26 protein-coding genes and 1 pseudogene are annotated in these 25,855 nt (G+C 56.2%); 19 read left to right on the top strand and 8 right to left on the bottom strand.

The genetic code is table 11. The features are described 5' to 3' along the window. Positions 1-17: 17 nt before the first annotated feature. The 8 genes from H8S11_RS14100 to rpmH form a co-directional block, all read right to left on the bottom strand. Entirely contained in the window at positions 18-1,280 is a 1,263-nt protein-coding gene (locus tag H8S11_RS14100) for a PSP1 domain-containing protein (RefSeq protein WP_147572529.1), read from the bottom strand. An 83-nt stretch (positions 1,281-1,363) separates the two neighbouring features. Beyond that, positions 1,364-2,299, bottom strand: a complete 936-nt coding sequence (locus H8S11_RS11375; protein WP_186853219.1) for a DNA polymerase III delta subunit-related protein — start codon at positions 2,297-2,299, stop codon at positions 1,364-1,366. Positions 2,300-2,329: 30 nt separating this feature from the next. Continuing rightward, positions 2,330-3,649 carry an aminotransferase class I/II-fold pyridoxal phosphate-dependent enzyme gene (locus H8S11_RS11380; RefSeq protein ID WP_186853220.1) on the bottom strand — a complete coding sequence of 440 codons (1,320 nt, stop codon included), beginning with the start codon at positions 3,647-3,649 and terminating at the stop codon, positions 2,330-2,332. Positions 3,650-3,711: 62 nt separating this feature from the next. After that, a complete protein-coding gene (gene jag, locus H8S11_RS11385; RefSeq protein ID WP_186853221.1) occupies positions 3,712-4,698 on the bottom strand; it encodes an RNA-binding cell elongation regulator Jag/EloR in 987 nt (328 codons plus the stop codon). A gap of 2 nt (positions 4,699-4,700) precedes the next feature. Continuing rightward, on the bottom strand, positions 4,701-6,185 hold the full coding sequence (locus H8S11_RS11390) for a YidC/Oxa1 family membrane protein insertase (protein WP_366461174.1): 1,485 nt from the start codon (positions 6,183-6,185) through the stop codon (positions 4,701-4,703). Between the two features lie 45 nt (positions 6,186-6,230). Then, positions 6,231-6,449 (bottom strand): membrane protein insertion efficiency factor YidD, encoded by a 219-nt coding sequence (yidD, locus tag H8S11_RS11395; RefSeq protein WP_147572524.1) that lies wholly within the window; start codon positions 6,447-6,449, stop codon positions 6,231-6,233. Then, entirely contained in the window at positions 6,446-6,808 is a 363-nt protein-coding gene (rnpA, locus tag H8S11_RS11400) for a ribonuclease P protein component (RefSeq protein WP_186853222.1), read from the bottom strand. Before rnpA ends, yidD begins: the two co-directional genes overlap by 4 nt. Before the next feature lie 198 nt (positions 6,809-7,006). Next, positions 7,007-7,141, bottom strand: a complete 135-nt coding sequence (gene rpmH / locus H8S11_RS11405) for a 50S ribosomal protein L34 (protein WP_040649988.1) — start codon at positions 7,139-7,141, stop codon at positions 7,007-7,009. A gap of 465 nt (positions 7,142-7,606) precedes the next feature. Here rpmH and dnaA point away from each other — a divergent pair, with 465 nt between their 5' ends. The 19 genes and pseudogenes from dnaA (at position 7,607) to H8S11_RS11500 (ending at position 25,772) form a co-directional block, all read left to right on the top strand. Beyond that, positions 7,607-8,926, top strand: coding sequence for a chromosomal replication initiator protein DnaA (gene dnaA / locus H8S11_RS11410; RefSeq protein ID WP_147572522.1), 1,320 nt, complete (start codon positions 7,607-7,609; stop codon positions 8,924-8,926). Between the two features lie 277 nt (positions 8,927-9,203). Then, complete coding sequence (dnaN, locus tag H8S11_RS11415; protein ID WP_186853223.1) at positions 9,204-10,310, top strand: DNA polymerase III subunit beta; 1,107 nt, start codon at positions 9,204-9,206, stop codon at positions 10,308-10,310. A gap of 437 nt (positions 10,311-10,747) precedes the next feature. After that, complete coding sequence (locus H8S11_RS11420) at positions 10,748-10,963, top strand: RNA-binding S4 domain-containing protein (RefSeq protein ID WP_147572519.1); 216 nt, start codon at positions 10,748-10,750, stop codon at positions 10,961-10,963. After that, positions 10,960-12,072, top strand: a complete 1,113-nt coding sequence (gene recF / locus H8S11_RS11425) for a DNA replication/repair protein RecF (protein WP_147572518.1) — start codon at positions 10,960-10,962, stop codon at positions 12,070-12,072. The genes H8S11_RS11420 and recF overlap by 4 nt, the downstream gene beginning before the upstream one ends. A gap of 136 nt (positions 12,073-12,208) precedes the next feature. After that, positions 12,209-12,568: a hypothetical protein gene (locus tag H8S11_RS11430; protein ID WP_186853224.1), complete on the top strand. Its 360-nt coding sequence runs from the start codon at positions 12,209-12,211 to the stop codon at positions 12,566-12,568. A gap of 10 nt (positions 12,569-12,578) precedes the next feature. Next, complete coding sequence (gene remB, locus H8S11_RS11435; protein WP_147572516.1) at positions 12,579-12,842, top strand: extracellular matrix regulator RemB; 264 nt, start codon at positions 12,579-12,581, stop codon at positions 12,840-12,842. 103 nt (positions 12,843-12,945) lie between these two features. Then, positions 12,946-14,901: a DNA topoisomerase (ATP-hydrolyzing) subunit B gene (gene gyrB / locus H8S11_RS11440; protein WP_147572515.1), complete on the top strand. Its 1,956-nt coding sequence runs from the start codon at positions 12,946-12,948 to the stop codon at positions 14,899-14,901. A gap of 98 nt (positions 14,902-14,999) precedes the next feature. Further along, positions 15,000-15,185, top strand: a complete 186-nt coding sequence (locus tag H8S11_RS11445) for a hypothetical protein (protein ID WP_186853225.1) — start codon at positions 15,000-15,002, stop codon at positions 15,183-15,185. Between the two features lie 26 nt (positions 15,186-15,211). Beyond that, complete coding sequence (gene gyrA / locus H8S11_RS11450) at positions 15,212-17,722, top strand: DNA gyrase subunit A (protein ID WP_186853226.1); 2,511 nt, start codon at positions 15,212-15,214, stop codon at positions 17,720-17,722. A 112-nt stretch (positions 17,723-17,834) separates the two neighbouring features. Then, the gene (locus H8S11_RS11455; protein ID WP_147572512.1) at positions 17,835-18,218 is read left to right on the top strand and encodes an SHOCT domain-containing protein; all 384 of its coding nucleotides are present in this window, start codon (positions 17,835-17,837) and stop codon (positions 18,216-18,218) included. Between the two features lie 37 nt (positions 18,219-18,255). Next, positions 18,256-18,693, top strand: coding sequence for a ribonuclease HI (gene rnhA, locus H8S11_RS11460; RefSeq protein WP_147572511.1), 438 nt, complete (start codon positions 18,256-18,258; stop codon positions 18,691-18,693). Positions 18,694-19,114: 421 nt separating this feature from the next. After that, the gene (locus H8S11_RS11465) at positions 19,115-20,014 is read left to right on the top strand and encodes a DUF6017 domain-containing protein (protein WP_117515954.1); all 900 of its coding nucleotides are present in this window, start codon (positions 19,115-19,117) and stop codon (positions 20,012-20,014) included. Positions 20,015-20,020: 6 nt separating this feature from the next. Next, on the top strand, positions 20,021-20,509 hold the full coding sequence (locus tag H8S11_RS11470) for a PcfB family protein (protein ID WP_117515955.1): 489 nt from the start codon (positions 20,021-20,023) through the stop codon (positions 20,507-20,509). After that, positions 20,506-22,368, top strand: coding sequence for a VirD4-like conjugal transfer protein, CD1115 family (locus H8S11_RS11475; protein ID WP_118235786.1), 1,863 nt, complete (start codon positions 20,506-20,508; stop codon positions 22,366-22,368). Before H8S11_RS11470 ends, H8S11_RS11475 begins: the two co-directional genes overlap by 4 nt. A 2-nt stretch (positions 22,369-22,370) precedes the next feature. Beyond that, a complete protein-coding gene (locus tag H8S11_RS11480; RefSeq protein ID WP_087374121.1) occupies positions 22,371-22,592 on the top strand; it encodes a Maff2 family mobile element protein in 222 nt (73 codons plus the stop codon). Positions 22,593-22,671: 79 nt separating this feature from the next. Continuing rightward, entirely contained in the window at positions 22,672-23,526 is an 855-nt protein-coding gene (locus H8S11_RS11485; protein WP_118235807.1) for a VirB6/TrbL-like conjugal transfer protein, CD1112 family, read from the top strand. A gap of 13 nt (positions 23,527-23,539) precedes the next feature. Continuing rightward, a pseudogene (locus tag H8S11_RS14360) lies at positions 23,540-24,435 on the top strand (radical SAM protein). A gap of 4 nt (positions 24,436-24,439) precedes the next feature. After that, positions 24,440-24,826, top strand: coding sequence for a PrgI family protein (locus tag H8S11_RS11495; protein ID WP_059004499.1), 387 nt, complete (start codon positions 24,440-24,442; stop codon positions 24,824-24,826). Then, positions 24,792-25,772 (top strand): hypothetical protein, encoded by a 981-nt coding sequence (locus H8S11_RS11500; protein WP_243201034.1) that lies wholly within the window; start codon positions 24,792-24,794, stop codon positions 25,770-25,772. The genes H8S11_RS11495 and H8S11_RS11500 overlap by 35 nt, the downstream gene beginning before the upstream one ends. Positions 25,773-25,855 lie beyond the last annotated feature (83 nt).

Below are 25,855 nucleotides of genomic sequence, written 5' to 3' on the forward strand. Positions count from 1 at the left end.
TGCGATGGGAGCAGAGCTCACTCCTGGGGCTGTTCACTCCTGGGGCCGCTGCCCCCTCTAGGCCGGCGGCGGCGGCGACGGCTGTTCCGCTTCTCGCTCCCCTCGGTCCCGGCGGACTTGGGCTGCCCCTCGCCGCTCTGAATCTCCTGGGGCCGCTGCTCCTTCCGCTCCTGGCGGGGGCGGTCCTCCGTAGTACGGCCCTCCTGCTCTCCAGCGGTACGCCGCTCTCCTCTGGGTCGGCGGCGGCGACGGCGTTCCCGGCGCTCCTCGCCCCCCTCCTGCTCCACAGCGGGCGGGGGTGGGGTCTGGCTCTCCTCTCGGCGGCTGAAAACCTCCTCCAGCGCGGCGGCCAGAGAGGAGCCCTCACCGCTGAACTCCCGCTTCTCCTCCGGGGCGTCCTCTACTTTACGGCGCAGCTGGGCCAACTGCTCCAAAGGTGGCTCCACATAGCCCTCCGGCCGCTTTCCCTTCCCATTTCGGATCACACACAGTTCACAGTTATGGTAGCATTTGGGGGTCTCCGGTGCCGACTCCAGCCGAACTTGGACTGTTTGACGGAGCAGGTTGACGCTGGACACAGTGCCCGCTCCGTCTGGAGTTTCCACAAAAGACTCCTGCTTCGGGGCGTGCTTCACCAGGTCCTCATATGCCTCCTGCTCGTACTTCAAGCAGCACATCAATCTGCCACAGGTACCCGATATCTTGGTGGGATTCAGGGACAGGTTCTGCGTCTTTGCCATTTTGATAGACACAGGCTGGAATTCATCCAAAAATTGGGAGCAGCAGAAGGGCTTTCCACAGATGCCTAATCCACCCAGCATCTTGGCCTCGTCCCGCACGCCGATCTGGCGCAGTTCGATACGGGCGTGGATGGCCCCGGCCAGGTCCTTGACCAGCGCCCGGAAGTCCACCCGCCCTTCGGAGGTAAAAAAGAACAACACCTTGCTGCCATCAAAGCTGTACTCCGCCTTGACCAGCTTCATATCCAGGCCATGCTCGGCAATCTTCTGCTGGCAGATGGAAAAGGCTTTCTTCTCCTTCTCTCGGTTGGCCTCTACTGTCTGCCGATCCTCCTCCGTGGCCACCCGGATCACCGGGCGCAGGGGGGCGGTGAGCTCAATCTCATCGATCATAGAGTTTGCTTGTACACACTCACCGTACTCCGTACCCCTGGAGGTCTCCACGATGACCCCGTCCCCTATCTGGAACTGCCGTCCATCGGGGTTGAAATAATATTGCTTTCCGCCGCTTTGAAAGCGGACGCTGATGATCTCTACCATAGGGGATTCTCCTTCTTCTCTCCAGAGTGGATACGCGGGGCCGGCGGCTGTGCCGCCTTTTCCCCGCTCCGCTCCCGGAGTTCTCACTCCTTTATGAACATCCCGGCACATAACCAGCCAGCCATCTGACCAGAATTGGCGTTGAGCTGTGAAGCCCTCCGCAGCTGATGGACCAGCTCTACTCCCCGGAGGGATCTACGGCGGTCGCCGCTCCTACCAATTCGGGCACCTAGAGCCGCCTCCAGACTGTCCAGCAGTCGGTTCAGCTCCTCCCGGTCCATCCTATCCAAAACCATGGCCGCCTCAAAGAGCTGCAGCTCCGTACCTTCCTCCACGGCCTGGGCCAGCCGGTCCGCCTGCTCCTCTCTGGTCCTGGTTTTCTCGTCGGTCCCAGACAGCCGGTCCACCGCCCGGCCCAGAATGCCCTGGCAATCCAGAGCGGCTGTCTGGATCTCCTCCAAGCTTTTTTGGGGAAAGCGGTCCTTCAGCCAGCTCTGGCACTGGACCACAGAAACAGGGGACAGCACCAGTTCCTCGCACCGGGAGCGCACTGTCTGAAGCAGTCCCCCCCCGTTCTCCGCCAACAGCAGAAAGACGGCATATCCAGGGCCCTCCTCCAACAGCTTCAACATGGCATTCTGGGCGGAGGCATTCATCTGGTCTGCCCCTTCCAGCAGATATATTTTCCGATCCCCCTCGTTAGGACGTATATATGCGTCGCTTCGGAGGGCTCGGATCTGATCCACGGTGATAGGTTTGCCCTCCTCCGGGCCGGAAATAATCTCAAAATCTGGATGGATTCCAGCGATTATCTTTTTGCATGGGGAGCATTTTCCACAGGGCCTGCCGCCGCTATCGGACGTGCATACCATAGCGGCGGCCAGCAGCCGGGCCAAAGTATGCCGGCCGGAGCCGGTTGGACCTGAAATAATGTAGGCGTGGGCCAGGCCGCGGCCGCTCTCCTGCTGGGAGAGCTGCTCCTTCAACCTGTCGTTGCCAGCCAAGGCCGAAAATTCCATAACCTTCCTCACTTGTGGGAACATTCTCCATTAGAGGGCGGCAATCCGCACCTCTGATTTTATATTATATCCTATTTGTTTCAAATAGGCCAGCGATTTTTTTGAGATTACCTCCCCGGGAGCCACTACTGGTACTCCCGGAGGGTAAGGCGCAATCTGACAGGCGGCCACCTCCCCCTCACAGTCCTCCAGCGGCCAGACCCGGCTGGGGGCAAAGAGAGCCTGCCGGGGAGACATGGCCTGCTCCGGCAGAGGCGGAGCTGGAATGGGCGGACAGGGTCCCATCTGCTCCCGCAGCTCCTCCAGCCGCCTCTCCAGCGCACTCAGGGAAAAGCTGTTATCAAAGGGGGTACAGATAAAGACCACATGGCCCCCGTCCTCCATCTCTGGATAAACGCCGCGCTTCTCCAGCGCGCGGGTAAAAGCGGGACCGTTCTGGACGCTGAGAACAAAGCGGGTGGGGTCCAGTGACAGTTTTTTTTCTCTCAGGGAGGGGAATTGCTCCCGCAGCTGTGCCACCCGGAGAGCGGTCCGGCGGTAGTCGTGATGTCCCCATTTGACCATCCACTCTCGGGCCGTGTCCATGCTGGCCATAATGGGATAGGAGGGACTGGAGGTGCCAAAGACCGAGGCCAACTGCCGCACCCGGTCCGGGTCCATCCCATTGGTAAAGAGCAGGGCCCCTTGTCCCAGGGTGGGAAGGGTCTTGTGGGCAGACACTACAACTCCATCCGCTTCCCAGAAGGGAGCCTGACCTAGGAAGGGCAGATGGGCGCCGTGGGCGCCGTCTACAAAAAGTTTTCCACCATGGGCGTGAACGAGACGAGAAATTGCGCCAACATCTGATAACACTCCGGCATATGTTGGAGAAGTAATACAAACTGTTTTTATTTTAGGACATTGGCACAGCATATTTTCCACAGTTTCCGGGGAAATCGGACCGATCAGGCTTTCCTCTCCCAGCCAAGGGCGCTCCAGATAGATGGGCTCCAGATCCAGCAGAGCCATGGCGTTAAACACCGCCCGGTGGCAGTTTCGGTCCACTAGCACTTTACTCCCCGGCGGACAACACAGGGCCAGTCCGGTGTGGATGCCCTGGGTAGAGCCGCCGGTGAGAAATTGGCAGTATTCAAAGCCAAACTCCTTTGCCCATAGAGCCTGGGCGGAAGCAAAGGGCTCACCCCCTTCGTACAGGTTCCCGGTAGGGGGCAGCTCGGTGAGGTCAATGGGGGTCATCCACTTCAGCTCCGCCATCAGGGGAACAGGCCCTCCCTTGTGCCCCGGCATATGGAATCGGAAAGGCTCTTGGTCCGCGTACTTTTTCACCGCGTCATATAAAGGCGTAGGCATGGGACACCTCCAACTGAAAAAAAGCGGCGGGAGAAATTTTCTCCCGCCGCCCGTGCATTCTCTTATTTCTGACCGGGAGCATAGGCCACCACAGTGCGGCGGTTGGGCTCCACACCGGTGGAGTAGGTGGTAACATTGGGATAGTCCTGAAGAGCAGTGTGAATCACATGGCGCTCATAGGCGTTCATGGGCTCCAAAGTCATATTCTTCCGGTACTTGACCACCTTGCCAGCTACCTTCACCGCCAGGCGCTGAAGGGCCTCCTCCCGCTTGGAGCGATAACCTTCAGCGTCCACGTGGATACGGACCCGCTTAGACTGACCATGATTGATGGCGTAGTTTGTCAGCTGCTGAATAGCGTCCAGCGTTTCTCCCCGGCGGCCGATGATAGCCCCAAGATCCTGCCCCTGGAGACGCACCTTATAGTTGCCCTCCTCGGTGACAAAAATTTCAGGAGCGGCCTGCACATTCAGGTGCTCCATCAGACCGGTGAGGAATGTGGCAATCTTCTGGGCCTTCTCATCGTCCTCAGATACGGGGACCGCGGGCGTTTCTGTCCGCAGGGGTTTGTGCTCCCTGCTGCTGATAAGCACCTCATCTCCCTCCTGGAGCTGGCCAGGCGCGGGACGGCGCTTACCCTCATTCCGGCGGTCCCGGCGGGGCTGCTGGCTCTTCCAGCCAGGTTTAGCGGACAAAATAGTCTCCTCTTCCACAGGGGCGGCGGGTTGTTCCTCTTCCTTCTCCTGGACAGGAGCGGCAGACAGCACACGCTCCTCCCTGGGCTGAGGCTTTTTCTCCACCTGTCTGGGCTCCTCCTGGCGGACAGAAATCTCCTCCAGCAGGTCCTCCATCATAGGCTTGGGAGAGCCATCCTCCACCTCATAGCTCACACGGACCTTGGCGGGGTTGCTGCCAAAACCCAGAAATCCGGATTTTGCCCGCTCAATCACTTCAACAGACACATCGTCCCGGTCCAGGCCCAGCTGGAACAGGGCGGCGGAGATGGCATCCTCCTCAGAGCGTCCGGTGGTCTCAATCCACTTGATCATAGTCAGATACCCTCCTTCTTCTCGTCCTCATCCGGCACTTCGACCTCGATCTCCTCTACCTCGACCTCGATTTCCTGAGTCTCGGCTTCCTCGGTCACTTCAGCGGCAGAGGGCATATGCTCCTCCACAGCCTGGGCGGACTGGACATCTAACTCCTCCTGAGCTGGGGCTTCAGCCGCCGGCTGCTCCGTCTGAACGGGAGCGGCAGGCTGTTCCGCCTGGGACTCAGGGGCGGGCTGACCCTTCTTTTTTCCCTTGGCGGCGGCCTGAGCCTCCATCTGGGCACGGATCAGGATATTGGGATCCTGATAGGGTGTGACGCCGCCAAACCGGCCGGGTATATAAGCCCTGCCCCTGGCGTAGGCTCGGATGCCCTCCCGGCTGTCCTCCTTGTTGACGCCCTCCTGATCGGGTTCCTCATCTTTTTTCTTCTTCTGACCAGACTTTTTCTTGCCCTTGTTCTGCTTCTCTTCCTCGATGCGGCGGGCCCGCTCCAGACGAGCCTCCTCCTTACGGCGCTTTTCCTCTTCCTTCTCCTGGCGCTCCCGCTCTTCAGCGGCCAGCCGGGCAGCCTCATAGTCCTTCTTCAGCATCCTGCCGCAGATGACCTCCTGGGCCATGGTGACGAAATACTGGGCCACCCAGTAGACAGACAGGCCGGCAGGAACGGTAAAGCCGATCCACAGAGACATCAGCGGCATCATCCACATCATTATTTTATTCGTCTGATCCATCTGGGCATTCTGAGTCTTGGTATTCATCTTGTTGGTGGCCATGGACACCTTCATGGATAGGAAGGACACTCCGGTGGACACCAAGGGCAGGAGAAACAGGCCAATCGAACTCCATTTCAGGCCGCCGGTCCAGAATTTCCAAGTGGGGATGAGGGACAGGTCCAGACCCAGGAACTGGAAGTTCATAACAAATAAGCCGCTGCCGGCCTCACCCAGGGCAGCCTGGAGCGAAGCCAGATTGGAGTCATTGATCAGGGACAGCAGATACAGCTGATTATAGGCGCCGTTCTCAAAGACGCCGCCGGCCTTGTCCATCATGGCTTGGGTCACCCAGCCCTGGGTGACCGCTACGGTATCCCAGTTTAGCAGCTGGGCCACTTCCTTGATCTGGTCCATAGACAGGTTCATGAAGTAGGTGATCGGCTCGCGGATAATGCCATACAGCGCGATGAGCACAATCATAGGGATCAGGGACCACAGGCAGCCGCCCATGGGGTTGACCTTCTCCCGCTCGTAAAGTTTCTGTACCTCAAGGTTATAGCGCTCCCGATCTTTGCCGTACTGCTTTTGCAGCTGCTGCATCTTGCCGGAGAGCAAATTCATCTGGATCATGCTCTTCTTGCTCTTCAGAGAAACAGGGAAGAGAATGAGCTTAATCACAATGGCGAACAGGATCAGGGCCAGGCCGTAGCTGTTAAAGATATTATAAAAGGTCAGCAGCAGCCAGGCAAAGGGTTTTAGTATGATACCCACAATGTTACCTCCACAAATCAGGTTGGGGCGGCGGGCCCGGTCTCGTTACGGGACAGGATCATATTGGATCGATCTCTGCCGGTGGAAGGGGTGGCACCGAAGGATGCGGCGCAGGGCCAGCCAGCCTCCCTTGAGAGCGCCGTATTTCTCCACTGCCTCCAGGGCGTAGGCAGAGCAGGTGGGGATAAAGCGGCAGCAAGGGGGGCGCAGGGGCGAGATATTGCGCTGGTAGGACCGGATGAGCTTCAGGAGCAGCCATTTCATGGCCTGTCCTCCTTTTTGTCGGACTGGGCCATAAGTCCCAACTTCTTCATCTGCTGGAGAAAACTGCGCTCCAGTTCCCTGTACCGGCCAAAGATGGCCCGCGTCCGGGCCACTACCACGATGTCGAAACCTGGGAGGAACTTCTCCTCATTGGTACGGTACAGCTCCCGGATACGGCGGCGGACAAAGTTGCGCTTCACAGCGTTGCCCAGCTTCACGCCAGTGGTAATGCCCAGCCGGCTCTGGTCCCGGCCTGTTTTGCGGCAATATACCACAAAATAGGGGGACACCGCACTTTTTCCTTTGTTGTACAGGCGGCGGAATTCATGATTCTGTTTCAATGAAACGGTATGCTTCATGATACGCCTCCCTCTGTCCAGGGCATCTCCATTGGTTTACAGGAATCTCCGTATGCGCATTTGGGGCGGGGGATCAGATCCCACGCCCCTTCTGCCCGATCTATAAAAATCGTGTCCTCTCACCGCATCTGCATCAGATCCGGTCTTCCGCTCATCCCAGGATGGTTTTGCGGGACGACTCTGGTCCCGCCAGTCTCATCAGTGGGTCAGGCGGGCGCGGCCCTTGGCGCGGCGGCGAGCCAGCACCTTGCGGCCATTGCGGGTGGCCATACGCTTGCGGAAGCCGTGCTCCTTGGAACGCTGGCGCTTCTTGGGCTGATAGGTACGAAGCATGGGGGACACCTCCTCATTTGATCTCAAGCCGGCTTTCCCGGCCCAACAACAGTTTCCAAAGAAACTGCGGTCTGCTCTTTCCGGCGCCGGATAGACCCCGGCCGGTATTTCCGCAAAAATGGGTACAATAGCCCCTTTGCAGGAAAGCGTTACTCATTATAGACGATGATGGGACCTGATGTCAACCATCTTTTTTATCATCTGAGTCAACTTTTTTCTCTCTTTTTCCTCATATCTCTACATCTTGTGTCAGATATCTTTCCTATACACAAATTGGACTATTTTTTTCCCTTACATTATAAATAAAAATAAAGGGAAATCCTTGCGGTCCAGCCCCAATTTTGGTATAATGTTCAGTATGGAAAATCCTATTTTCAGGAACATCCCGATGAAACCGACCAGCCGCCTTCTCTGTGCAGGGGAAGGCGCTTTCCAAGTTTTCAGACTGTTTTAAGGAGGACTCCAATGAACCCTGCCGACGATATCTGGGCAAAGGTCATCGAACTGATGAAGCAGCAAGGCCTGAGCCCTACCACCATCAAAACATGGTTTGACGACGCGAAAGCCGTATCCCTCACTGAGGACAGTTTTACCATATCGACCCCAAACGACTATACTCAGAGCGTGATTAAATCCCTCTATATTCCGAAGATCGAGGCAGCCCTGAAAGAACTGTTTTCTATGGACCTGAAGGTGGTGGTCCTGACGGAAAAAGAGCTGGAGAATACCAGCGCGGCCAAACAGGATATCCTGTTTCCCGGCACCAGCGATTATACCTTCGAGCGATTTGTGGTAGGCTCCTCCAACCGATACGCCTACTCCGCCGCCCGGGCGGTGGCCGATATTCCGGGCCGGGCGGGCTACAACCCGCTGTTTATCTACGGCGAATCCGGACTGGGCAAGACCCATCTACTCTACGCCATCGCCCACACCATCCACGCCAACCATCCAGACTATAAGATCGTCTACATCAAGGGGGACACCTTTACCAACGAGCTGGTAGCCGCCATCCGAGAGGGCCGCAATCAGCAGTTTCGGGAGAAATACCGGGAGGCGGATGTCTTTCTGATGGACGACGTTCAGTTCATCGCCGGCCGGGAGTCCACCCAGGAGGAGATGTTCCACACCTTCAACACCTTGTACGAGGCCGGGCACCAGATCGTATTCACCTCTGACCGCCCCCCAAAGGAATTGCTTCGGCTGGACCAGCGACTTCAGACCCGATTCGAGCAGGGCCTGCCCGCCGATATCAAGCCTCCCGACTATGAGACCAGAATGGCCATCATTAAAACTAAGGCTGTCCGTATGGGGCTGGACCTGCCCGAATTTCTGCTCCAACTCATCGCCGAGAACATTACCGCCAACGTGCGGCAGATCGAAGGGACCATCAACAAAATCATGGCTTACCGGGATCTGATGGGCGCCACTGTGGACAAGGACACCGTGGTCCGGGCGGTAAAAGATATGTTCAAGGAAAAGTCGGATATCCTGCCCACAGCGGATGTTATCATTGACGAGGTATGCAAGTTCTACAACATAGAACCTACCATTCTACGGGGCCAAGGCCGGTCCAAGGACATCGTGTTGGCCCGCCAGATCGCTATGTATCAGATCCGAAGGATGACCAACCTCTCTCTGGACGAGATCGGCCAGGAGTTCAGCGGCCGGGATCACAGTACAGTCATCCACTCCATCCGTCAAATCGAGGAGTCCATCAAAAGCGACTCGGAAAAGGCGGAGATCGTCAAGGACATCACTGCCAACATCAACAGCCGGTACGAATAAAAAAGCGCGAAGGATAGACCCATAGGAGATCTTGAAAAAATCAGAGAACACATAAGTTATCCACCTTTTTTTGTGGATTATCTGTTGACCAATGTGGATAATTTTTTCTCTGTGGAAAAGAGCTTTTCTCTATCCACATCCCCTGTGGAAGCTATTTTCTTACTCCCCCAGAGCTTTCAGCCATCTTTCCACAATTTTTTCTCCTACGGCTAACTACTACGAAATATATCCTGTCCTCTCCCCTTCCGGGAGAGAGAAAGAAATCGGAGGAATCCATATGAAATTTTCCTGTGAAAAGGCCCTGCTGTCTTCCGCTGTTACCGTGGCCTCTCGGGCAGTGGCGGCTAAGAGCTCTATCCCCGCCATGGAGGGCATTCTCATCGAGGCCGGAGCACAGCTGAAGCTGACTGGTTATAATCTGGAAACTGGCATCCAAGCTACGGTACCGGCGGAAATCAAGGAAGGGGGTTCCCTGGTTCTCTCCGCCCGCCTGCTGGGGGAGGCCTGCCGGAAAATGCCAGATGATGTGGTGGTATTTTCCTCACAGGGTTACTCGGTCAATATCAAATGCGGGATGTATGAAATCAACATCCTGGGCACCGATGCCGAGGAGTTTCCAGAACTGCCCTCAGTGGACCAGCAGAACTCTCTGGTGTTGAGCCAGCCTGTGCTCCGGTCCATGATTGCCCAGACTCTCTTTGCCGTCAGCGACAACGAGAGCCGCCCCATCCATACTGGCTCCCTCTTTGATGTGGAGGGCAGCCGCCTCACTGTGGTGTCTGTGGACGGTTATCGTCTGGCACTCCGCCGGGAAGATGTAGAGGAAAAAACCGGGGCCGAGGTATTCTCCTTTGTGGTCCCCGGCTCCGCTCTTAACGAGGTGGAAAAGATCTGCTCCGGGGAAGAAAAGGTGACCATTATCCAGGGAGCCCGGCATATCCTGTTCCAGACCGGGGATATCCTTCTGGTCTGCCGCAGGCTGGAGGGAGAGTTTCTGCCCTATAAGAACGCCATTCCTCGAAATAACACGATTCAAGTGGAAGTGGAAGCTAAAGCACTCTTGTCCTCCATTGACCGGGTGTCCCTTATCATCAGCGAGAAGCTGAAATCTCCCCTTCGCTGCCTTTTTGGGGATGGGGTGGTAGATATTACGACAAAGACCGCCCTGGGCGACACCGCCGATCGGTGCCCTATTAGCGGCAACGGCGGCGGGCTGGAGATTGGATTTAACAACAAGTATCTGATGGACGCTCTGAAGGCCGCCCCCGCTGACAAGCTCCGGATGGAGTTTACCTCCGGTGTGGCCCCCTGTGTTATCCTGCCCGCCGAGGGGGAGGAGAAGTTTATTTATATGGTGCTGCCCGTCCGTTTGAAGGCCAATTAAAGACCCGAAAAAACAAAAGGAAGGACACTATGAAACAGAACCGCTGAACAGAGCTCTGGCAGAGGCATAAATCCTATTTCATCAATGTATTGGGATTTGTGGGATTTTTCGTTCTCTTTTCATTCTGGATTCCCTTGGTGTTTTGGATATTTTGGCACTATGTTGCCTGTATCCTTCTTATTTCAGCCAGCTATCTATGTAAAAAAGAGGGAAAGCAGGGCCTTGTGACAGGTATTACGGTCCTGGTCTGTATCGTAGCGATTGCTGGCTTTTTTCTGGTATATCAGACCTTGGGGCATGTTTATTCCAGAGAACATTGGAGCTTTTATCGATATGTGACAGGACACGCTGCTCTCCCCATCTTTTTGCTGCCTTGTATCGCTGCTGGAATTGCGGTATGGAAGCCAAAACAATAACCTTAGAAAGTTGAGGCCGCTATGGAATCTCATGAGGTCAAAATAAAAACTGAATTTATCAAGCTCCAGGATTTACTGAAGTTTGCCGGGGCGGTGGAGACCGGAGGCGACGCCAAGCTTATCATCCAGGAGGGACGGGTGACAGTCAACGGCGAGGTGTGCGAAATGCGGGGCAAAAAGCTCCGCCCCGGGGACCGGGCGGCCATCGACCACGCCCTTGAATTGGTGGTTACATGATCGTAAACGCCTTAGAGCTGGATTTTTTTCGAAATTATACCCATCTGGAGGCCTCCTTTGACCCGCGGGTCAACCTGATATATGGGGACAACGCCCAGGGAAAGACCAATCTGCTGGAGGCAGTCGCCTACCTCTCCGCCGCCCGGTCCCATCGGGCCCGCTATGACAGAGAGATGATCATGATGGGGATAGACTCCGCTTTTCTCAAAGGGGAGGTGGCCAGTCGGGACCGGGTGTTCACTTTGGAGGCCAAGCTGTTCCGGGGCCGAGGCAGACAGCTTTTTTCCAACGGCGTACGCCTTAAGACAGCCGGGGAGCTGGCCGGGATCCTGACCACGGTGTTGTTCTGCCCGGAGGACTTGTATCTTATCCGGGAGGGGAGCTCCGCCCGGCGCCGGTTTCTGGATGGGGCCATCTGCCAGCTCCGCCCCCGATACAGTCAGGCATTGGCAGAATATAACCGCCTTTATGACCACAAGACCCGCATTCTGCGAGACTGGCCGGAGAACCCATCTCTGCTTCAGACCCTGGATGACTTTAATCTGCGCCTAGCTCAGACCGGGGCCATCCTGATCCACTACCGGGCCCATTTTATCCGCCGGATGGAGAAACACGCCCCGGCCATCCACGCCGATTTTTCCGGCGGAAGGGAGCGGCTGGAACTATCCTATGAAACAGTGTCCACGGTAACTGACCCCATGGCACAGCCCAGAGAGATCCTTCCCCAGCTACTGGCCCACCAGGAGAGCCACCGTCAGGCGGAGCTGGACGCCCGCCAGTGCCTGTCCGGTCCCCATAAGGATGATTTGGTGGTATCCATCGGTGGGCAGCTGGCTAAAACCTACGCCTCCCAGGGCCAGACCAGAACAGCGGTCCTATCCCTGAAGCTGGCCCAGCGGGAGATCTTTCAGGAGGAGACAGGAGAATGGCCAGTCCTGCTGTTGGACGACGTGCTGTCTGAGCTGGACTCGAAACGGCAGGCCTTTGTTCTTAACCGTATCCGTGGCGGCCAGGTATTTATTACCTGCTGTGAGGAGGAAAAGCTGGAGGGGCTGGAGGGTGGTCGGGTGTTTCATATTCGAGACGGCTCTATTGTAACGAATATCTAAAACGGCGTATTTGCGCCGTCAAATCGAAGTCGCGGCGGCGGAAAATTTCCAGAGAGAAAATTTAATTTGTTCGGGGATTTTAATTTAAAAGGGCTCCGACAGGGCTTGATTCATAAAAAAGTTCATCATGTGCTGTATGGAGGAAGGTACTGTGCTGCGGAATCTTATTTCGTATTGGCAGGAATTATCCAGCCCCTGGTTCGGCGGAGCTCTCTTTGGACATGGGGGACTGGTAGCCCTAGGACTGGTAGCCTGGCCGGCGGCGCTCTCCTATTCCCTTCAATTTTGGTTGTCTGTAAGGGGCCGAAAAAAAGGGAAGAAATTATCTCTATTGGTTAGCGGGGCTATTTTTTTGATTTGCTGGATTACATGGTATCTGCCCATAGGGGCAGATATGAGGGCAAAGCTGATCGTCATTCCGGCTATTGCATTTTTTTGGATGGTTGGCTGTGTATTTTATGAACTGCCAGCATTTTTGTGGTCAAGGAGAAAATAGGGAGTTTGTTATGTACTTGTATTTAGGCCAGTCCGTGGTACTTCCTCACCGGGAAATTTTGGCCATTTTCGATTTGGACAACGCCAGCTGGGCCTATAAGACCCGGGAATTTTTAGAGCGGGCAGAACGGGAGGGTCGGTCTGTCTGGCTTACCGATGACCTTCCCAGGTCCTTTATTTTAGCGGGGGACGGTAAGTCCCCTCCCACGGTCTATCTATCTTCTCTGTCCCCCTCTGCCCTGGTCAGCCGGGCAGAGCGAAATTCCTTTGAGTGATATTTTCTTTTTTTATTACGAAGAGTCAAGAGAGGAGAGGAAAGAGAGCGCCTCTTGCCCCTCCCGTCTTGACCCTTCCACCATATGAAACCGGAGGTAAATTATGTCTGAAGAACGAAACGAACTGAATGAGCTGAACACCACCCAGACCAACCACGAATATGGTGGCTCTGAGATCCAGGTGCTGGAGGGTCTGGAGGCGGTCCGCAAGCGCCCCGGTATGTATATCGGCTCTACCAGCGAGTCTGGCCTGCACCACCTGGTCTACGAGATTGTGGACAACTCCATTGACGAGGCTCTGGCGGGCTACTGCACGGATATCACAGTGACCATCAATCCTGGCAATACCATTACCGTCACTGACAACGGCCGGGGCATCCCGGTAGATATTCAGCCCCAGACCGGCCGGCCCGCCCTAGAGGTAGTCTTTACCATCCTCCACGCTGGCGGAAAATTCGGCGGCGGCGGGTATAAGGTGTCTGGCGGCCTCCATGGCGTGGGCGCTTCAGTGGTCAACGCTCTGTCCGAGTGGCTGGAGGTCCAGGTCCACAAGGACGGGCAGATCTATGAGATGAAGTTTTCCCGGGGTAAGATCACCCAGAGTATGAAGGTAGTGGGCAGGACTGATCACACCGGCACTACCGTCACCTTCAAGCCCGACCCGGAGATGTTTGACACCCTGGAGTATAACTATGAGACCCTGCACACCCGTATGCGGGAGGAGGCATTCCTCAACGCCGGCCTGCGCATCCAGACCGTGGACCTGCGGCCTGGCCAGGAGCAAGAGGACGACATGTGCTACGAGGGCGGCATTCGGGAGTTTGTTACCTTTCTGAATAAAAATAAGGACCCCCTTCACAACGACGTCATCTATATGTCTGGAGCCCGGGAGGACAGCATGGCCGAAGTGGCCATGCAGTATAACGACGGGTACAGCGAGGTGATGGTGTCCTTCGCCAACAACGTCCATACCCCTGAGGGCGGTATGCATGAGGAGGGCTTCCGCCGCGCTCTGACAAACGTGCTCAACGCCTACGGAAAGAAAATCAAGGTGCTGAAGGACGATGACAAGGTGTCCGGCGAGGACTGCCGGGAGGGCTTGACCGTGGTTATCTCCGTCAAGCTGACCGAGGCCCAGTTTGAGGGTCAGACCAAGGCAAAGCTGGGCAACAGCGAGATGCGTACTCTGGTCAACGCCATTGTCACCGAAAAGCTGGAGACCTATCTGGAGGAGAACCCCGCTGTGGGCCGGGCTATTCTGGATAAGGCCCTCACTGCCAATCGGGCCAGAGAGGCCGCCCGTAAGGCCAGAGAATCCATCCGCCGAAAGACCGCCCTGGGCGGGGCGGCCATGCCGGACAAGCTGCGGGACTGCAACGAGGCCAACCCGGAGCTCACCGAGATCTATATCGTCGAGGGCGACTCCGCCGGCGGCTCCGCCACCCAGGGCCGGGACAGCCGCTTCCAGGCGATCCTCCCTCTATGGGGCAAGATGCTCAATGTGGAGAAGGCCCGGGCGGACAAGGTATATGGTAACGACAAGCTCACCCCGGTAATCACCGCTCTGGGTGCCGGCATCGGAGAGGAGTTCGATTTGAGCAAGCTGCGCTACCACAAGGTCATCATTATGGCCGATGCCGACGTGGACGGCGCCCATATCCGCACCCTGCTGCTCACCTTCTTCTTCCGCTTCATGCGGCCCCTCATCGAGCACGGGTATGTCTACTCCGCCGTCCCTCCCCTGTACAAGCTGACACGGGGCAAGACCACCCGTGTGGCCTTCTCCGATGAGGAGCGGGATGCCATCTCTGCCGAGATGCGGGGGGGTAATCCCAATGTAAAGATTGATATCAGCCGCTTCAAGGGTTTGGGCGAGATGAACCCCCACGAGCTGTGGGAGACCACCATGGACCCGGAGAAGCGCACCCTGCGCCGCATCGAGCTGGACGACGCCGTTAAGGCCGACGAGACCTTTACTATTCTGATGGGTGAGAAGGTGGAGCCCCGGAAGGAGTTCATCGAGCGCAACGCCAGATATGCCGTCAATTTGGACTATTGATATGGAGCATATCATTTTGCTGGGAGCTCCCCTGCCCGGCACGGAGTCCGTCACACCGCCCAACGGCGCCTCCCTGGCGCTGGTCTTGTTCCTTACCTTTGCCGTACTCTAAGACCCTGCTGTGGGTTCGGGTGAGGCGGCTTTGGCTGTGCCTGGTGTTCCTGCTGTGCGTCATCAACCTGTACCATCCCTATGAGACAGGATTTGCCCTGTTCTGCGCTCTGGCCTACCTGCTGGGTTCCCTGGCGGGTGTGGCCTGCGGCTGGCTCAGAAGGAGAAAATGAGCCTCTAACAAGGAGGAAATAAATTCATGAGCAAAAAACCACAATACGATCCCGAGGAGATCCGCTACCCGGACCAGCATATTGTTACCTCCCCCCTGGTACCGGAGATGGAACAGTCCTATATCGAATACGCCATGTCCGTCATCGTGGGACGGGCCCTGCCCGATGTCCGTGACGGCCTGAAGCCCGTCCACCGCCGCATCCTCTACGCCATGTATGAGGATAACTTGACGGCGGATAAACCCTTTAAGAAGTCCGCCACCTGCGTGGGCGATGTGCTGGGCCGGTACCACCCCCACGGTGACCAGTCCGTGTACGACGCCCTGGTCCGTCTGGCTCAGGACTTCTCCATGCGCTATATGCTGGTGGACGGCCACGGTAACTTCGGCTCCATCGACGGTGATCCCCCGGCTGCCTACCGTTACACCGAGGCCCGGATGTCCAAGCTGTCCGACGAAATGCTGAGGGATATTGAAAAGGACACGGTGGACTGGGACCCCAACTTTGACGAGAGCCGGAAGGAGCCCAAGGTGCTCCCCTCCCGCTTCCCCAACCTGCTGGTCAACGGTTCCTCCGGCATTGCCGTGGGCATGGCCACCAACATCCCTCCCCACAACCTGAAGGAGGTCATCGACGCCACCATTCGGGTGCTGGACGACCCGGAGTGTACCCTCTCCGATTTGATGGAGCACATCAAGGGCCCCGACTTCCCCACCCACGGCATCATCATGGGTCGGTCCGGCATTCGGGCGGCCTATGCCACCGGCCGGGGCCGGGTGGTGGTCCGGGCCCGCCATGAGTTTGAGGAGTTTGGCAAGGACCGCACCCGCATCATCATCACCGAGATCCCCTATCAGGTCAACAAGCGGATGCTGATCAAGAACATGGCCGATCAGGTGGAGGACAAGCGGCTGGAAGGCATCTCCGACATCCGGGACGAATCCGACCGGAACGGGATGCGTATTGTCATTGAACTAAAGCGGGATGCCAACCCCCAGGTGGTGCTCAACCGCCTGTTTGCCCAGACCCAACTCCAGGCTACCTTTGCTATCAATATGCTGGCCCTGGTGGAGGTCAACGGCAAGCTCCAGCCCCGCATCCTCTCTCTGCGCCATATTTTGGACGAGTACATCTCCTATCAGGAGCAGGTCATTATCCGCCGCACCCGCTTCGACCTGAAAAAAGCCCAGGAGCGGGCCCATCTGCTGGAGGGCCTGCTGGTGGCCCAGGATAACATTGACGAGGTCATCCAGATCATCCGCTCCCGCTATGACGACGCCAAAGAAGCCTTGATGACCCGATTCTCCCTGGACGATGTTCAGGCCCAGGCCATTTTGGATATGCGGCTGAAGGCCCTGCAGGGTTTGGACCGGGAGAAGCTTCAAAACGAATATGAGGAGCTTGAGAAGCGCATCGACTACTTCAACCGCCTGCTGGCCAGCGAGGAGATGCTCCGGGGCGTGCTCAAGGACGAGCTGACCGCCATCCGGGACAAGTACGGAGACGAGCGGTACACTGAGATCCAGGATGTAGAGGACGAGATCGACATTGAGGACCTGATCGAGGAGGAGCAGTGTGTCTTTACCCTGACCCAGGCGGGCTATATCAAGCGCACCCCGGTCAGCGAGTACGCCGCCCAGTCCAAGGGCGGAATGGGAAAGAAGGGGATCACCACACGGGAGGAGGACTATGTGGTGGATGTGTTTACCGCCTCCACCCATGACTATATCCTGTTCTTTACCGACACGGGCAAGGTCTACCGAAAGAAGGGTTACCAGATTCCAGAGAGCGGCAAGACCGCCAAGGGGACCAATATCGTCAATATCCTCCAGGTGGAGCAGGGAGAGCGGATTCAGACCATGGTCCACTTCCGGGACTTCACCGAGGACGAGGTATACCTGTTTATGGTCACCCGGAACGGCACAGTAAAGCGTCTGGCTGCCTCCGCGCTGAAAAATATTCGGGCCAGTGGCATCCGGGCCCTCCGGCTGGACGAGGGGGATGAGTTGATCTCCGTCCGAGAGACCGACGGGAAGCAGAATATCCTCATCGCCACCCATGACGGTATGGCTGTGTGCTTTGACGAGAACGACGTTCGGGCTATGGGCCGGGACGCTGTGGGCGTCCGGGGCATCCGCCTTCGGGATGGGGACTATGTGGTAGGGGCCGCCCGTGCTGCCGAGGGCAAGTGCCTTCTATCCATTACAGAAAAGGGCTATGGCAAGCGGACCCCGGTGGAGGAGTACCGGATCACGAACCGAGGCGGCATCGGCATCAAAAATTATATGGTTACCGAAAAGACCGGGCCTGTGGTGGGCGTCAAGGTAGTGGACGGCTCAGAGGACCTGCTGCTGGTCACCCAGAGCGGCATCCTGATCCGTACTCATGTGGATGCCATCCGCACCGCCGGCCGGGCTACCCAGGGCGTCATCGTCATGCGCTTCAAGGAGGAGGGGGATCAGGTCATCTCCCTGGCCCTCACCGAGCGGGAGGAGCAGGCGGACGAGAATGAGCAGTCCCCCGTCAATCAGGAGTAAAAGCTCCAGTCGTAAGGAGGCCGCAAACCGACAGGAGAGGATGAACTTTCCAGTGGGCTATAACAGCCTTTATCGTCTGGAAAGGATCCGCGGGACAGGAGGCTAAGGAAACATGAGAAAACGGGTAACTTACCGCCCGGGCAAGGCACAGGGAGCCTTTGGAACGATATGGGGAGGCATCTTCGTCCTGATCGGGCTGTTTGTGGTAATCCCCACCTTTGGACCGTTTGGAATAATATGGACGCTGGGCGCTTTGGGAATCACTGTGATAAACGCCCTTCACGCGTTTGGAAAAAAGTATGTGGGCCCCGAGATCCGCATTGAAGAGGACAAAGAAGGAGAACCCGTTCCCTCTGACGAGTCCCACGACCATATCCAGTCCACCGCCCTGAACGCTAGGGAGCGGCTGGAGCAGCTCAAGACCTTGCGGGAGGCCGGGCTCATCACCCAGCAGGAGTACGACCAGAAGCGCCGGGAGATCGTGGAGGAGCTATAAAAGCCTTCCCACAGGGGAAGGCAGCGATAGGAGAACTATGAAAACTGTTACCATCTACACGGACGGAGCCTGCTCCGGCAATCCAGGACCGGGGGGCTGGGGGGCAATCCTGATGTACGGCCCCCACAAAAAGGAGATGTCCGGGGGCGAGGCCCATACCACCAATAACCGTATGGAGCTCACTGGGGTTATCACTGCCTTGGAGGCTCTCAAGGAACCCTGTGTTGTGGAGCTGTGGTCTGACTCTAAATACGTTATCGATGGCCTGGACAAAGGCTGGGCTAAAGGCTGGCGGGCCCGGGGCTGGATAAAGAGTGACAAAAAGCCCGCCTTGAATCCAGACCTCTGGGGCCGCCTGCTAGATCTGTGCGACTACCACACCGTCCACCTCCATTGGGTCAAGGGACATGCGGAAAATCAATATAACAACCGCTGTGATGAAATGGCGGTAGCGGAAAGTCAAAAGTACAGGTAAGGAAGGCTCCTTGGTAAAAAACGATCAGACAAGTGATGGAAGCACCAATAAAAAGAGACGTCTGCTTCCCCGCCTCCTAATAAGAAAACATGAGATAGTCCAGTAAAATCAATGTTTTCAGAGGCAAGGAACACGATGTGAAGTCAAAAAATCAAATACTGGCAGGATAAAGGGTGCTGATGTGAAATATCAGCACCCTTTTCCTGTCCCAAACGCCATAGGGAATCCTATGGCGTTTTTACTTTCCATCAAGTACACGGAAAACTGTATTGAAAGGGGTGAGAAATCGAAGGTATTTCTTCATGTAGGAAATGCAAATCAAGTGTCCATAGGTTTTCCCACATGGAGAAGCAAGTGGGCACAGAATTGAATTTTTTCCGAAAACGAACACTTTTCCAGACCGCCGGAGGGAGGTGAGATTATGGCGGTATTTCGCATTGAGAAAACCCGCGACTACACGGTGATGGCAAACCATCATCTGCGGAACACGGCACTGTCGCTGAAAGCGAAGGGGCTGCTGTCCCTCATGCTATCCTTGCCGGAGGATTGGGACTACACCACCAAAGGTCTTGCGCGGATATGCCGGGATGGAGTGGACAGCATTTGTGCTACGGTCCGGGAGCTGGAGGATGCGGGATACATTATCCGTGAAAGAGTCCGCAACGCCAACGGGCGGCTCGGCAGCATCGAGTACACGATTTTGGAGCAGCCCAGGCCGCCGGAACCTAAACCGGGAAAACCTGAACGGGAAAATCCAGTTCAGGTAAAACCAGTCTTGGATTCTCCTGTCTTGGGAAAACCTGAACAGGAAAAACCCGCACAATTAAATACTAAAGGATCAAGTAACCAAATATCAAATACTGATTCATCAAGTACGGAAGGATCAAATCCTATCCAATCAAGTCCCCAAACCCCCGCAGAGACCAAACGAACCGGACGGGACTGGATGCGGGAGCGAGAGAGCTATCGGGAACTGATTTTGGAGAATATCGAGTATGACTATCTATGCCGGGATGACCGGCTGGATCGGGATATGCTGAATGAACTGGTGGAACTCATGGTGGATACCGTCTGTTCCCGCAGGGAAACGATCCGCATTGCCGGGGACGACTATCCGGCGGAGGTGGTCAAATCCCGGTTCCTGAAGCTGAACAGTTCTCACATTGAGTATGTGTTGGACCGTATGCGGGAGAACACCACCTATGTCCGCAACATCAAGAAATATCTGCTGGCTGCCCTGTATAACGCCCCGGCCACCATCGACAGCTACTATGCGTCCCTGGTGAACCATGACCTGTACGGCAGCGGAGAAAGGAGATGATAGGTCATGCAGGAAGAAGTCACCCAGCGCACCATTGCCCTCTGTGTGGAGGCCACCAAACTCTCCGCCGGGATGCTGCAGCAGGCCATGAAAAAAGTGCTGGACGAGATGCAGAAAGGAGTGACCGGCCATAAGACCAAGCTGCACCACGGAAAGCAGACCCTCCGGCAGCTGATGAAGCACAACACCGGCGTTTCCAACATCGAGATCACCGACCGGAACATCCGGGCCTTTTCCGCCACCGCCAAGAAGTACGGCATTGACTTTGCTCTGAAAAAGGATACCAGCGGCGAGATACCCCGCTACCTGGTGTTCTTCAAGGGCCGGGATGCCGACGTTATCACGGCAGCCTTTCGGGAGTTCTCCGCAAAGAACCTGGAGAAAGAGAAAAAGCCCTCCATCCGCAAGGAGCTGGAGCAGGCGAAACAGCAGTCCAAAGCCCAGCACCGCCAGCGGGAGAAGGTCAAGACCAAAGACCGGGGTGTGGAATTATGACGGTTGACTGGAAGAAAAAGCTGATCCCCAACCTCCCGTATCTGCTGTTCGTGTATCTCTTTGACAAGCTCTGCCAGGCGGTGCGCCTTGCGCCCGGCCTTGACGCCTCTGAAAAGTTCCTGCATTTGAGCCAGGGCTTTACGGAGGCGTTTTCTTCTGGGCTGCCAAGTCTGCATCCGCTGGACCTGCTGGCGGGTATCGCCGGGGCGGTCATTGTTCGGCTGGCGGTGTATGCCAAGAGCAAGAATACAAAGAAATATCGCAAGGGCATTGAGTACGGCAGCGCACGATGGGGCACGGCGGCCGATATTGCCCCCTATGTCGATCCGGTTCCCGACTGGAACATTCCTTTGACCCAGACGGAAAAGCTCACCATGTCCAGCCGCCCGAAAAATCCCAAGTACGCCCGAAACAAGAACATTCTGGTCATCGGCGGCAGCGGCAGCGGCAAGACCCGGTTCTTCGTCAAGCCCTCACTCATGCAGATGCACAGCAGCTATGTGGTCACCGATCCCAAAGGACAGCTTTTGTCCGAGGTGGGGACCATGCTGCGGCGGGGCGCCCCCAAGCTGGACGAGAACGGAAAACCCCTGCGGGATGCCCGCGGGAAGGTCATCTATGAGCCGTACCGCATTAAAGTCCTCAACACCATCAACTTCAAAAAGAGCATGAAATACAACCCCTTCGCCTATATTCGGTCGGAGAAAGACATCCTCAAATTGGTCAATGTCATCATTGCCAACACCAAAGGCGACGGAGAAAAATCCTCGGAAGATTTTTGGGTGAAGGCCGAGCGGCTTTTGTACTGCGCCCTGATCGGGTACATCTGGTACGAGGCGGAGCCGGAAGAAAAGAACTTCCTCACGCTGCTGGAGCTCATCAACGCATCGGAGGCCAGAGAGGACGACGAGGAATTTCAGTCGCCCGTGGATATTCTGTTCGCCAAGCTGGAGAAGGAGCACCCGGACCACTTCGCTGTGAAGCAGTACCGCAAATTCAAATTGGCTGCCGGCAAGACCTTGAAATCCATCCTGATTAGCTGCGGCGCCCGCCTTGCCCCCTTCGATATTGCGGAGCTGCGGGAGATCATGTCGGACGACGAACTGGAACTGGACACCCTGGGCGACCGAAAAACGGCGCTGTTTCTCATTATGAGCGATACGGATACCACCTTCAACTTCGTTATCGCCATGCTGCAAAGCCAGCTATTCAATCTCCTTTGCGACAAGGCGGACGACGTGTACGGCGGCAGGCTGCCCGTCCATGTGCGGTGCCTCCTGGACGAGTTCGCCAATATCGGGCAGATACCCAACTTCGACAAGTTGATCGCCACCATCCGGAGCCGGGAAATCTCGGCTTCTATTATTTTGCAGTCCCAAAGCCAGTTAAAGACCATCTACAAGGACGCCGCGGATACCATTGTGGGCAACTGCGACACCACCTTGTTTTTGGGAGGCAAGGAGAAATCCACCCTGAAAGAAATCTCGGAGCTGCTGGGCAAGGAGACCATCGACAGCTTCAATCAATCCGAGAACCGGGGCAGTCAGGTTTCCCACGGCCTCAACTATCAGAAATTAGGAAAGGAGCTGATGACCCAGGACGAGATTGCGGTGATGGACGGAGGCAAGTGTATCTTGCAGCTTCGAGGGGTGCGGCCGTTTTTCAGCGACAAGTTTGATATAACGAAGCATCCCCGCTACAAGTACCTTGCCGACGCCGACAAGAAAAATACCTTTGACATTGAACGGTACATGAAACGCAGACCGGCCATTGTGAAGCCGGACGAGCCTTTCGATCTGTACGAATTGAAAGCCACCGACCTTCAACCCAACAATTCAACTGAACGAAAGGAAATGTGAATATGAGCTTTTTTACTAACGCTATCGACGTTTTGCAGACTCTGGTCATCGCCCTGGGCGGCGGCCTGTGCGTGTGGGGCGGCATCAACCTTCTGGAAGGTTACGGCCAGGACAACCCTGCCTCCAAAAGCCAGGGCATCAAGCAGCTCATGGCGGGCGGCGGCGTTGCCCTCATCGGCATCACCCTGATCCCTCTGCTGTCCGGTCTGCTGTCCACCACCTAATGATTCTCCAAAACCGGCGGGGGCTTTCGCTTGATAGCGGGAGCCCCCGCAAAGGAGGTGATCTCCCTTGATATTGGATATGATCCAGGAGTGGTTCAAGGAACTGCTCATTGACGGTATCATTTCAAACCTGACCGGGATGTTTGATACCCTGAATACAAAGGTGGGCGAGATCGCCGGGGAGGTCGGCATGACGCCCGCCGCCTGGAACAGCAGCATCTTCAACATGATCCGAAACCTCTCGGAAACGGTGATTGTCCCCATCGCTGGCATCATCCTCACCTTCGTCATGTGCTACGAGCTGATCCAGCTCATCATCGAGAAAAATAACCTCCACGACTTTGACACCTGGATTTTCTTCAAGTGGATTTTCAAGACCTTCTGCGCGGTGCTGATCGTCACCAACACCTGGAACATCGTCATGGCGGTGTTCGATGTGGCGCAGAATGTGGTCAGTCAGTCGGCGGGGGTCATCATCTCGGACGCAGGCATCGACATTTCCGGCGTGGTGGGCAATCTGGAGACCCAGCTTGCCGACTGGAGCGTGGGCGCCCTGCTGGGGCTGTGGTTCCAGAGTGTGTTCGTGGGGCTGTGTACGCAGATTCTTTCCATCTGTATCTTCCTGGTGATCTACGGCAGAATGATTGAGGTGTATTTGGTCACCTCCATAGGGCCGATTCCCTTTGCCACGATGGTCAACCGGGAATGGGGCTCCACGGGGCAGAACTACCTTCGCTCCCTGCTGGCCCTGGGCTTCCAGGCCTTCCTCATTATGATCTGCGTGGGCATCTATGCCGTGCTGGTGGAGGGCATCTCCACATCCGGCGACAACATATCCGCTGCCATCTGGGGGTGCATGGGCTATACGGTTCTGCTGTGCTACACATTGTTCAAGACCGGCAGCCTTGCAAAATCCCTGTTCGGCGCCCACTAAAGGAGGCAGATATTTGAGAGTAGGCCTTATTGATGTGGACTCGCACAATTTTCCCAACCTGTGCCTGATGAAGCTCTCGGAGTATCACACCAGACACGGGGATCGGGTGGAATGGTGGGACCCTGCAAAGCAATATGACCTTGTTTATAAAAGCCGGGTATTTACAGACACCTATTCCAAAGACACCATACAGGTGAGCAATGCGGATAAGGTCATCCAGGGCGGTACAGGTTACGGCCCCGGCGAAAACCTCCCGCATGAGATCGAGCATATTCGGCCGGACTATTTTCTATATCCGCGGTTTTTAGGTACAGCCTACGGCTTTTTAAGCCGTGGCTGTCCAAGGAACTGCGGATTTTGTATTGTCAGCAAAAAAGAAGGGCGCAGGAGCGTCCGGGTGGCTGATCTTTCCGAGTTTTGGAATGGTGAGGAAGAAATCAAACTGATGGACCCGAACCTGCTTGCCTGTCCCGACCATGAAAGGCTCATTGAACAGCTAATTGAGAGCCGGGCGCTGGTGGACTTTACCCAGGGGCTCGATATTCGCCTTATCAGCCGTGATAATGTATCTCTACTGAACAAAGTGCGGACAAAAGCGGTGCATTTCGCATGGGATAACCGGACGAGGACCTGACGGAGTATTTCCGTCGCTTTCGTGAACTTACTTCCATAAAGAGCGACCGAAACCGCCGTGTCTATGTCCTGACCAATTACGGCAGCACCCATGAACAGGATTTGTACCGGGTAAACACCTTGCGGGCATTGGGATATGATCCCTATGTGATGATCTATGAGCGTCCCACGGCTCCACGCATTACCCGCCATCTGCAAAGATGGGTAAATAATAAACGGATTTTTCATTCCGTATCAGATTTTAAGGACTATGCGCCGATGAAGAAGGAGGTGTGAAACATTGGCTTATGTAACAATCCCGAAGGACCTGAGTCGGATACAGAGCAAGGTCCTGTTCGGGCTGACCAAACGACAAGTGATCTGTTTCGGAGCGGCGGCGCTGGTAGGCGTGCCGCTTTTCTTTTTGGCAAAGGCGAGCCTGGGAACTACCACGGCGGCGCTGTGCATGATCCTGGTGATGCTGCCCTTTTTCCTGTTCGCCATGTATGAGAAGAACGGGCAGCCGCTGGAAGTGTTCCTGGGGCATCTGATCCAGAACAAATTCATCCGGCCGAAGGTACGCATCTACCAGACAAACAATCTCTATTCCGCCCTGGTGCGGCAATCCCAACTGGAACAGGAGGTGAAGCGGATTGCGAGAAAAGGCAGAAAAACCGGCAAAGCGTAAGCTCACCCGTGCCGAGCGCAAGCAGATCGAGGCGGTGATCCGGCAGGCGAAGGGCGACGGAAAAGCCCATACGGTGCAGGACAGCATCCCGTTTCAGAATATGTTCCCGGACGGTCTGTGCAGGCTGGAGGGCGGCGCCTTCTCCAAGACCATTGCCTTTGAGGATGTGAATTACCGCCTGGCGGGGCCGGAGGATCAGCGGAGCATCTTTGAAAGCCTCTGCGATTTCTACAACGGCTACGACCCCTCCATCGGTGTTCAGGTCTCTTTGGACAGTCGCAGCGGAGGCAGCGCCGCCGATGAAATGTTCGGCATCCGCAGGCAGGGCAACGACCTGGACCCCATCCGGGACGAGGCGGTGGACATCCTGCGGATGCAGTACAAGCGGGGCAACAACGGCTATGTGAAAACCAAGTATGTGACCCTGACCATCGAGGCGGAGAACCTCCCTGCGGCCCGGGCGCGGTTTGCCCGCATTGAGACCGACACCCTCAACCGCTTCAAGGTCATGGGTGCGGCCGCTCATGTGCTGGATGGAAAGGAGCGGCTGGAGCTGCTTTACAACATCCTCCACCCGGAGGGCGGGCAGTTCGCCTTTGAATGGGACTGGCTCCCGGCCAGCGGCCTTTCGGTGAAGGACTTCATTTCTCCGTCCTCCTTCCACTTCGGGGAGACCCGCACCTTCCGCATCGGAAAGCGGTATGGGGCGGTGTCCTTCCTGCAAATCCTGGCGCCCGAGATGCACGACCGTATCCTCACCGACTTCATGGAGGCGGACGGAAATATCATGGTGACCATGCACATCCGGGGCATCAACCAGAACGAGGCCATCAAAATGGTCAAGCGGAAGATCACCGACCTGGACGCCATGAAGATACAGGAGCAGAAGCGGGCGGTGCGCAGCGGCTACGATATGGGTGCGACACGTTCCTTGATAACTGCATAAGCAGGAAACAAGGCATATACAAAACTTTTGTATAGAGAACTGATATTCCAAAGAGTGGAATGAGGGGGTAACGTCCCGAAACG

Origin of the sequence: Flintibacter hominis (genome assembly GCF_014287965.1) — a bacterium.
In the GTDB taxonomy this organism is placed as follows: domain Bacteria; phylum Bacillota; class Clostridia; order Oscillospirales; family Oscillospiraceae; genus Lawsonibacter; species Lawsonibacter aceti.

Excerpts from the sequence above, each read along its gene's own strand:
- H8S11_RS14100 (WP_147572529.1), bottom strand. The coding sequence starts at position 1,280 with ATGGTAGAGATCATCAGCGTCCGCTTTCAAAGCGGCGGAAAGCAATAT.
- H8S11_RS11375 (WP_186853219.1), bottom strand. The coding sequence starts at position 2,299 with ATGGAATTTTCGGCCTTGGCTGGCAACGACAGGTTGAAGGAGCAGCTC.
- H8S11_RS11380 (WP_186853220.1), bottom strand. The coding sequence starts at position 3,649 with ATGCCTACGCCTTTATATGACGCGGTGAAAAAGTACGCGGACCAAGAG.
- jag (WP_186853221.1), bottom strand. The coding sequence starts at position 4,698 with ATGATCAAGTGGATTGAGACCACCGGACGCTCTGAGGAGGATGCCATC.
- yidD (WP_147572524.1), bottom strand. The coding sequence starts at position 6,449 with ATGAAATGGCTGCTCCTGAAGCTCATCCGGTCCTACCAGCGCAATATC.
- rnpA (WP_186853222.1), bottom strand. The coding sequence starts at position 6,808 with ATGAAGCATACCGTTTCATTGAAACAGAATCATGAATTCCGCCGCCTG.
- rpmH (WP_040649988.1), bottom strand. The coding sequence starts at position 7,141 with ATGCTTCGTACCTATCAGCCCAAGAAGCGCCAGCGTTCCAAGGAGCAC.
- dnaA (WP_147572522.1), top strand. The coding sequence starts at position 7,607 with ATGAACCCTGCCGACGATATCTGGGCAAAGGTCATCGAACTGATGAAG.
- dnaN (WP_186853223.1), top strand. The coding sequence starts at position 9,204 with ATGAAATTTTCCTGTGAAAAGGCCCTGCTGTCTTCCGCTGTTACCGTG.
- H8S11_RS11420 (WP_147572519.1), top strand. The coding sequence starts at position 10,748 with ATGGAATCTCATGAGGTCAAAATAAAAACTGAATTTATCAAGCTCCAG.
- recF (WP_147572518.1), top strand. The coding sequence starts at position 10,960 with ATGATCGTAAACGCCTTAGAGCTGGATTTTTTTCGAAATTATACCCAT.
- H8S11_RS11430 (WP_186853224.1), top strand. The coding sequence starts at position 12,209 with ATGGAGGAAGGTACTGTGCTGCGGAATCTTATTTCGTATTGGCAGGAA.
- remB (WP_147572516.1), top strand. The coding sequence starts at position 12,579 with ATGTACTTGTATTTAGGCCAGTCCGTGGTACTTCCTCACCGGGAAATT.
- gyrB (WP_147572515.1), top strand. The coding sequence starts at position 12,946 with ATGTCTGAAGAACGAAACGAACTGAATGAGCTGAACACCACCCAGACC.
- gyrA (WP_186853226.1), top strand. The coding sequence starts at position 15,212 with ATGAGCAAAAAACCACAATACGATCCCGAGGAGATCCGCTACCCGGAC.
- H8S11_RS11455 (WP_147572512.1), top strand. The coding sequence starts at position 17,835 with ATGAGAAAACGGGTAACTTACCGCCCGGGCAAGGCACAGGGAGCCTTT.
- rnhA (WP_147572511.1), top strand. The coding sequence starts at position 18,256 with ATGAAAACTGTTACCATCTACACGGACGGAGCCTGCTCCGGCAATCCA.
- H8S11_RS11465 (WP_117515954.1), top strand. The coding sequence starts at position 19,115 with ATGGCGGTATTTCGCATTGAGAAAACCCGCGACTACACGGTGATGGCA.
- H8S11_RS11470 (WP_117515955.1), top strand. The coding sequence starts at position 20,021 with ATGCAGGAAGAAGTCACCCAGCGCACCATTGCCCTCTGTGTGGAGGCC.
- H8S11_RS11475 (WP_118235786.1), top strand. The coding sequence starts at position 20,506 with ATGACGGTTGACTGGAAGAAAAAGCTGATCCCCAACCTCCCGTATCTG.
- H8S11_RS11480 (WP_087374121.1), top strand. The coding sequence starts at position 22,371 with ATGAGCTTTTTTACTAACGCTATCGACGTTTTGCAGACTCTGGTCATC.
- H8S11_RS11485 (WP_118235807.1), top strand. The coding sequence starts at position 22,672 with ATGATCCAGGAGTGGTTCAAGGAACTGCTCATTGACGGTATCATTTCA.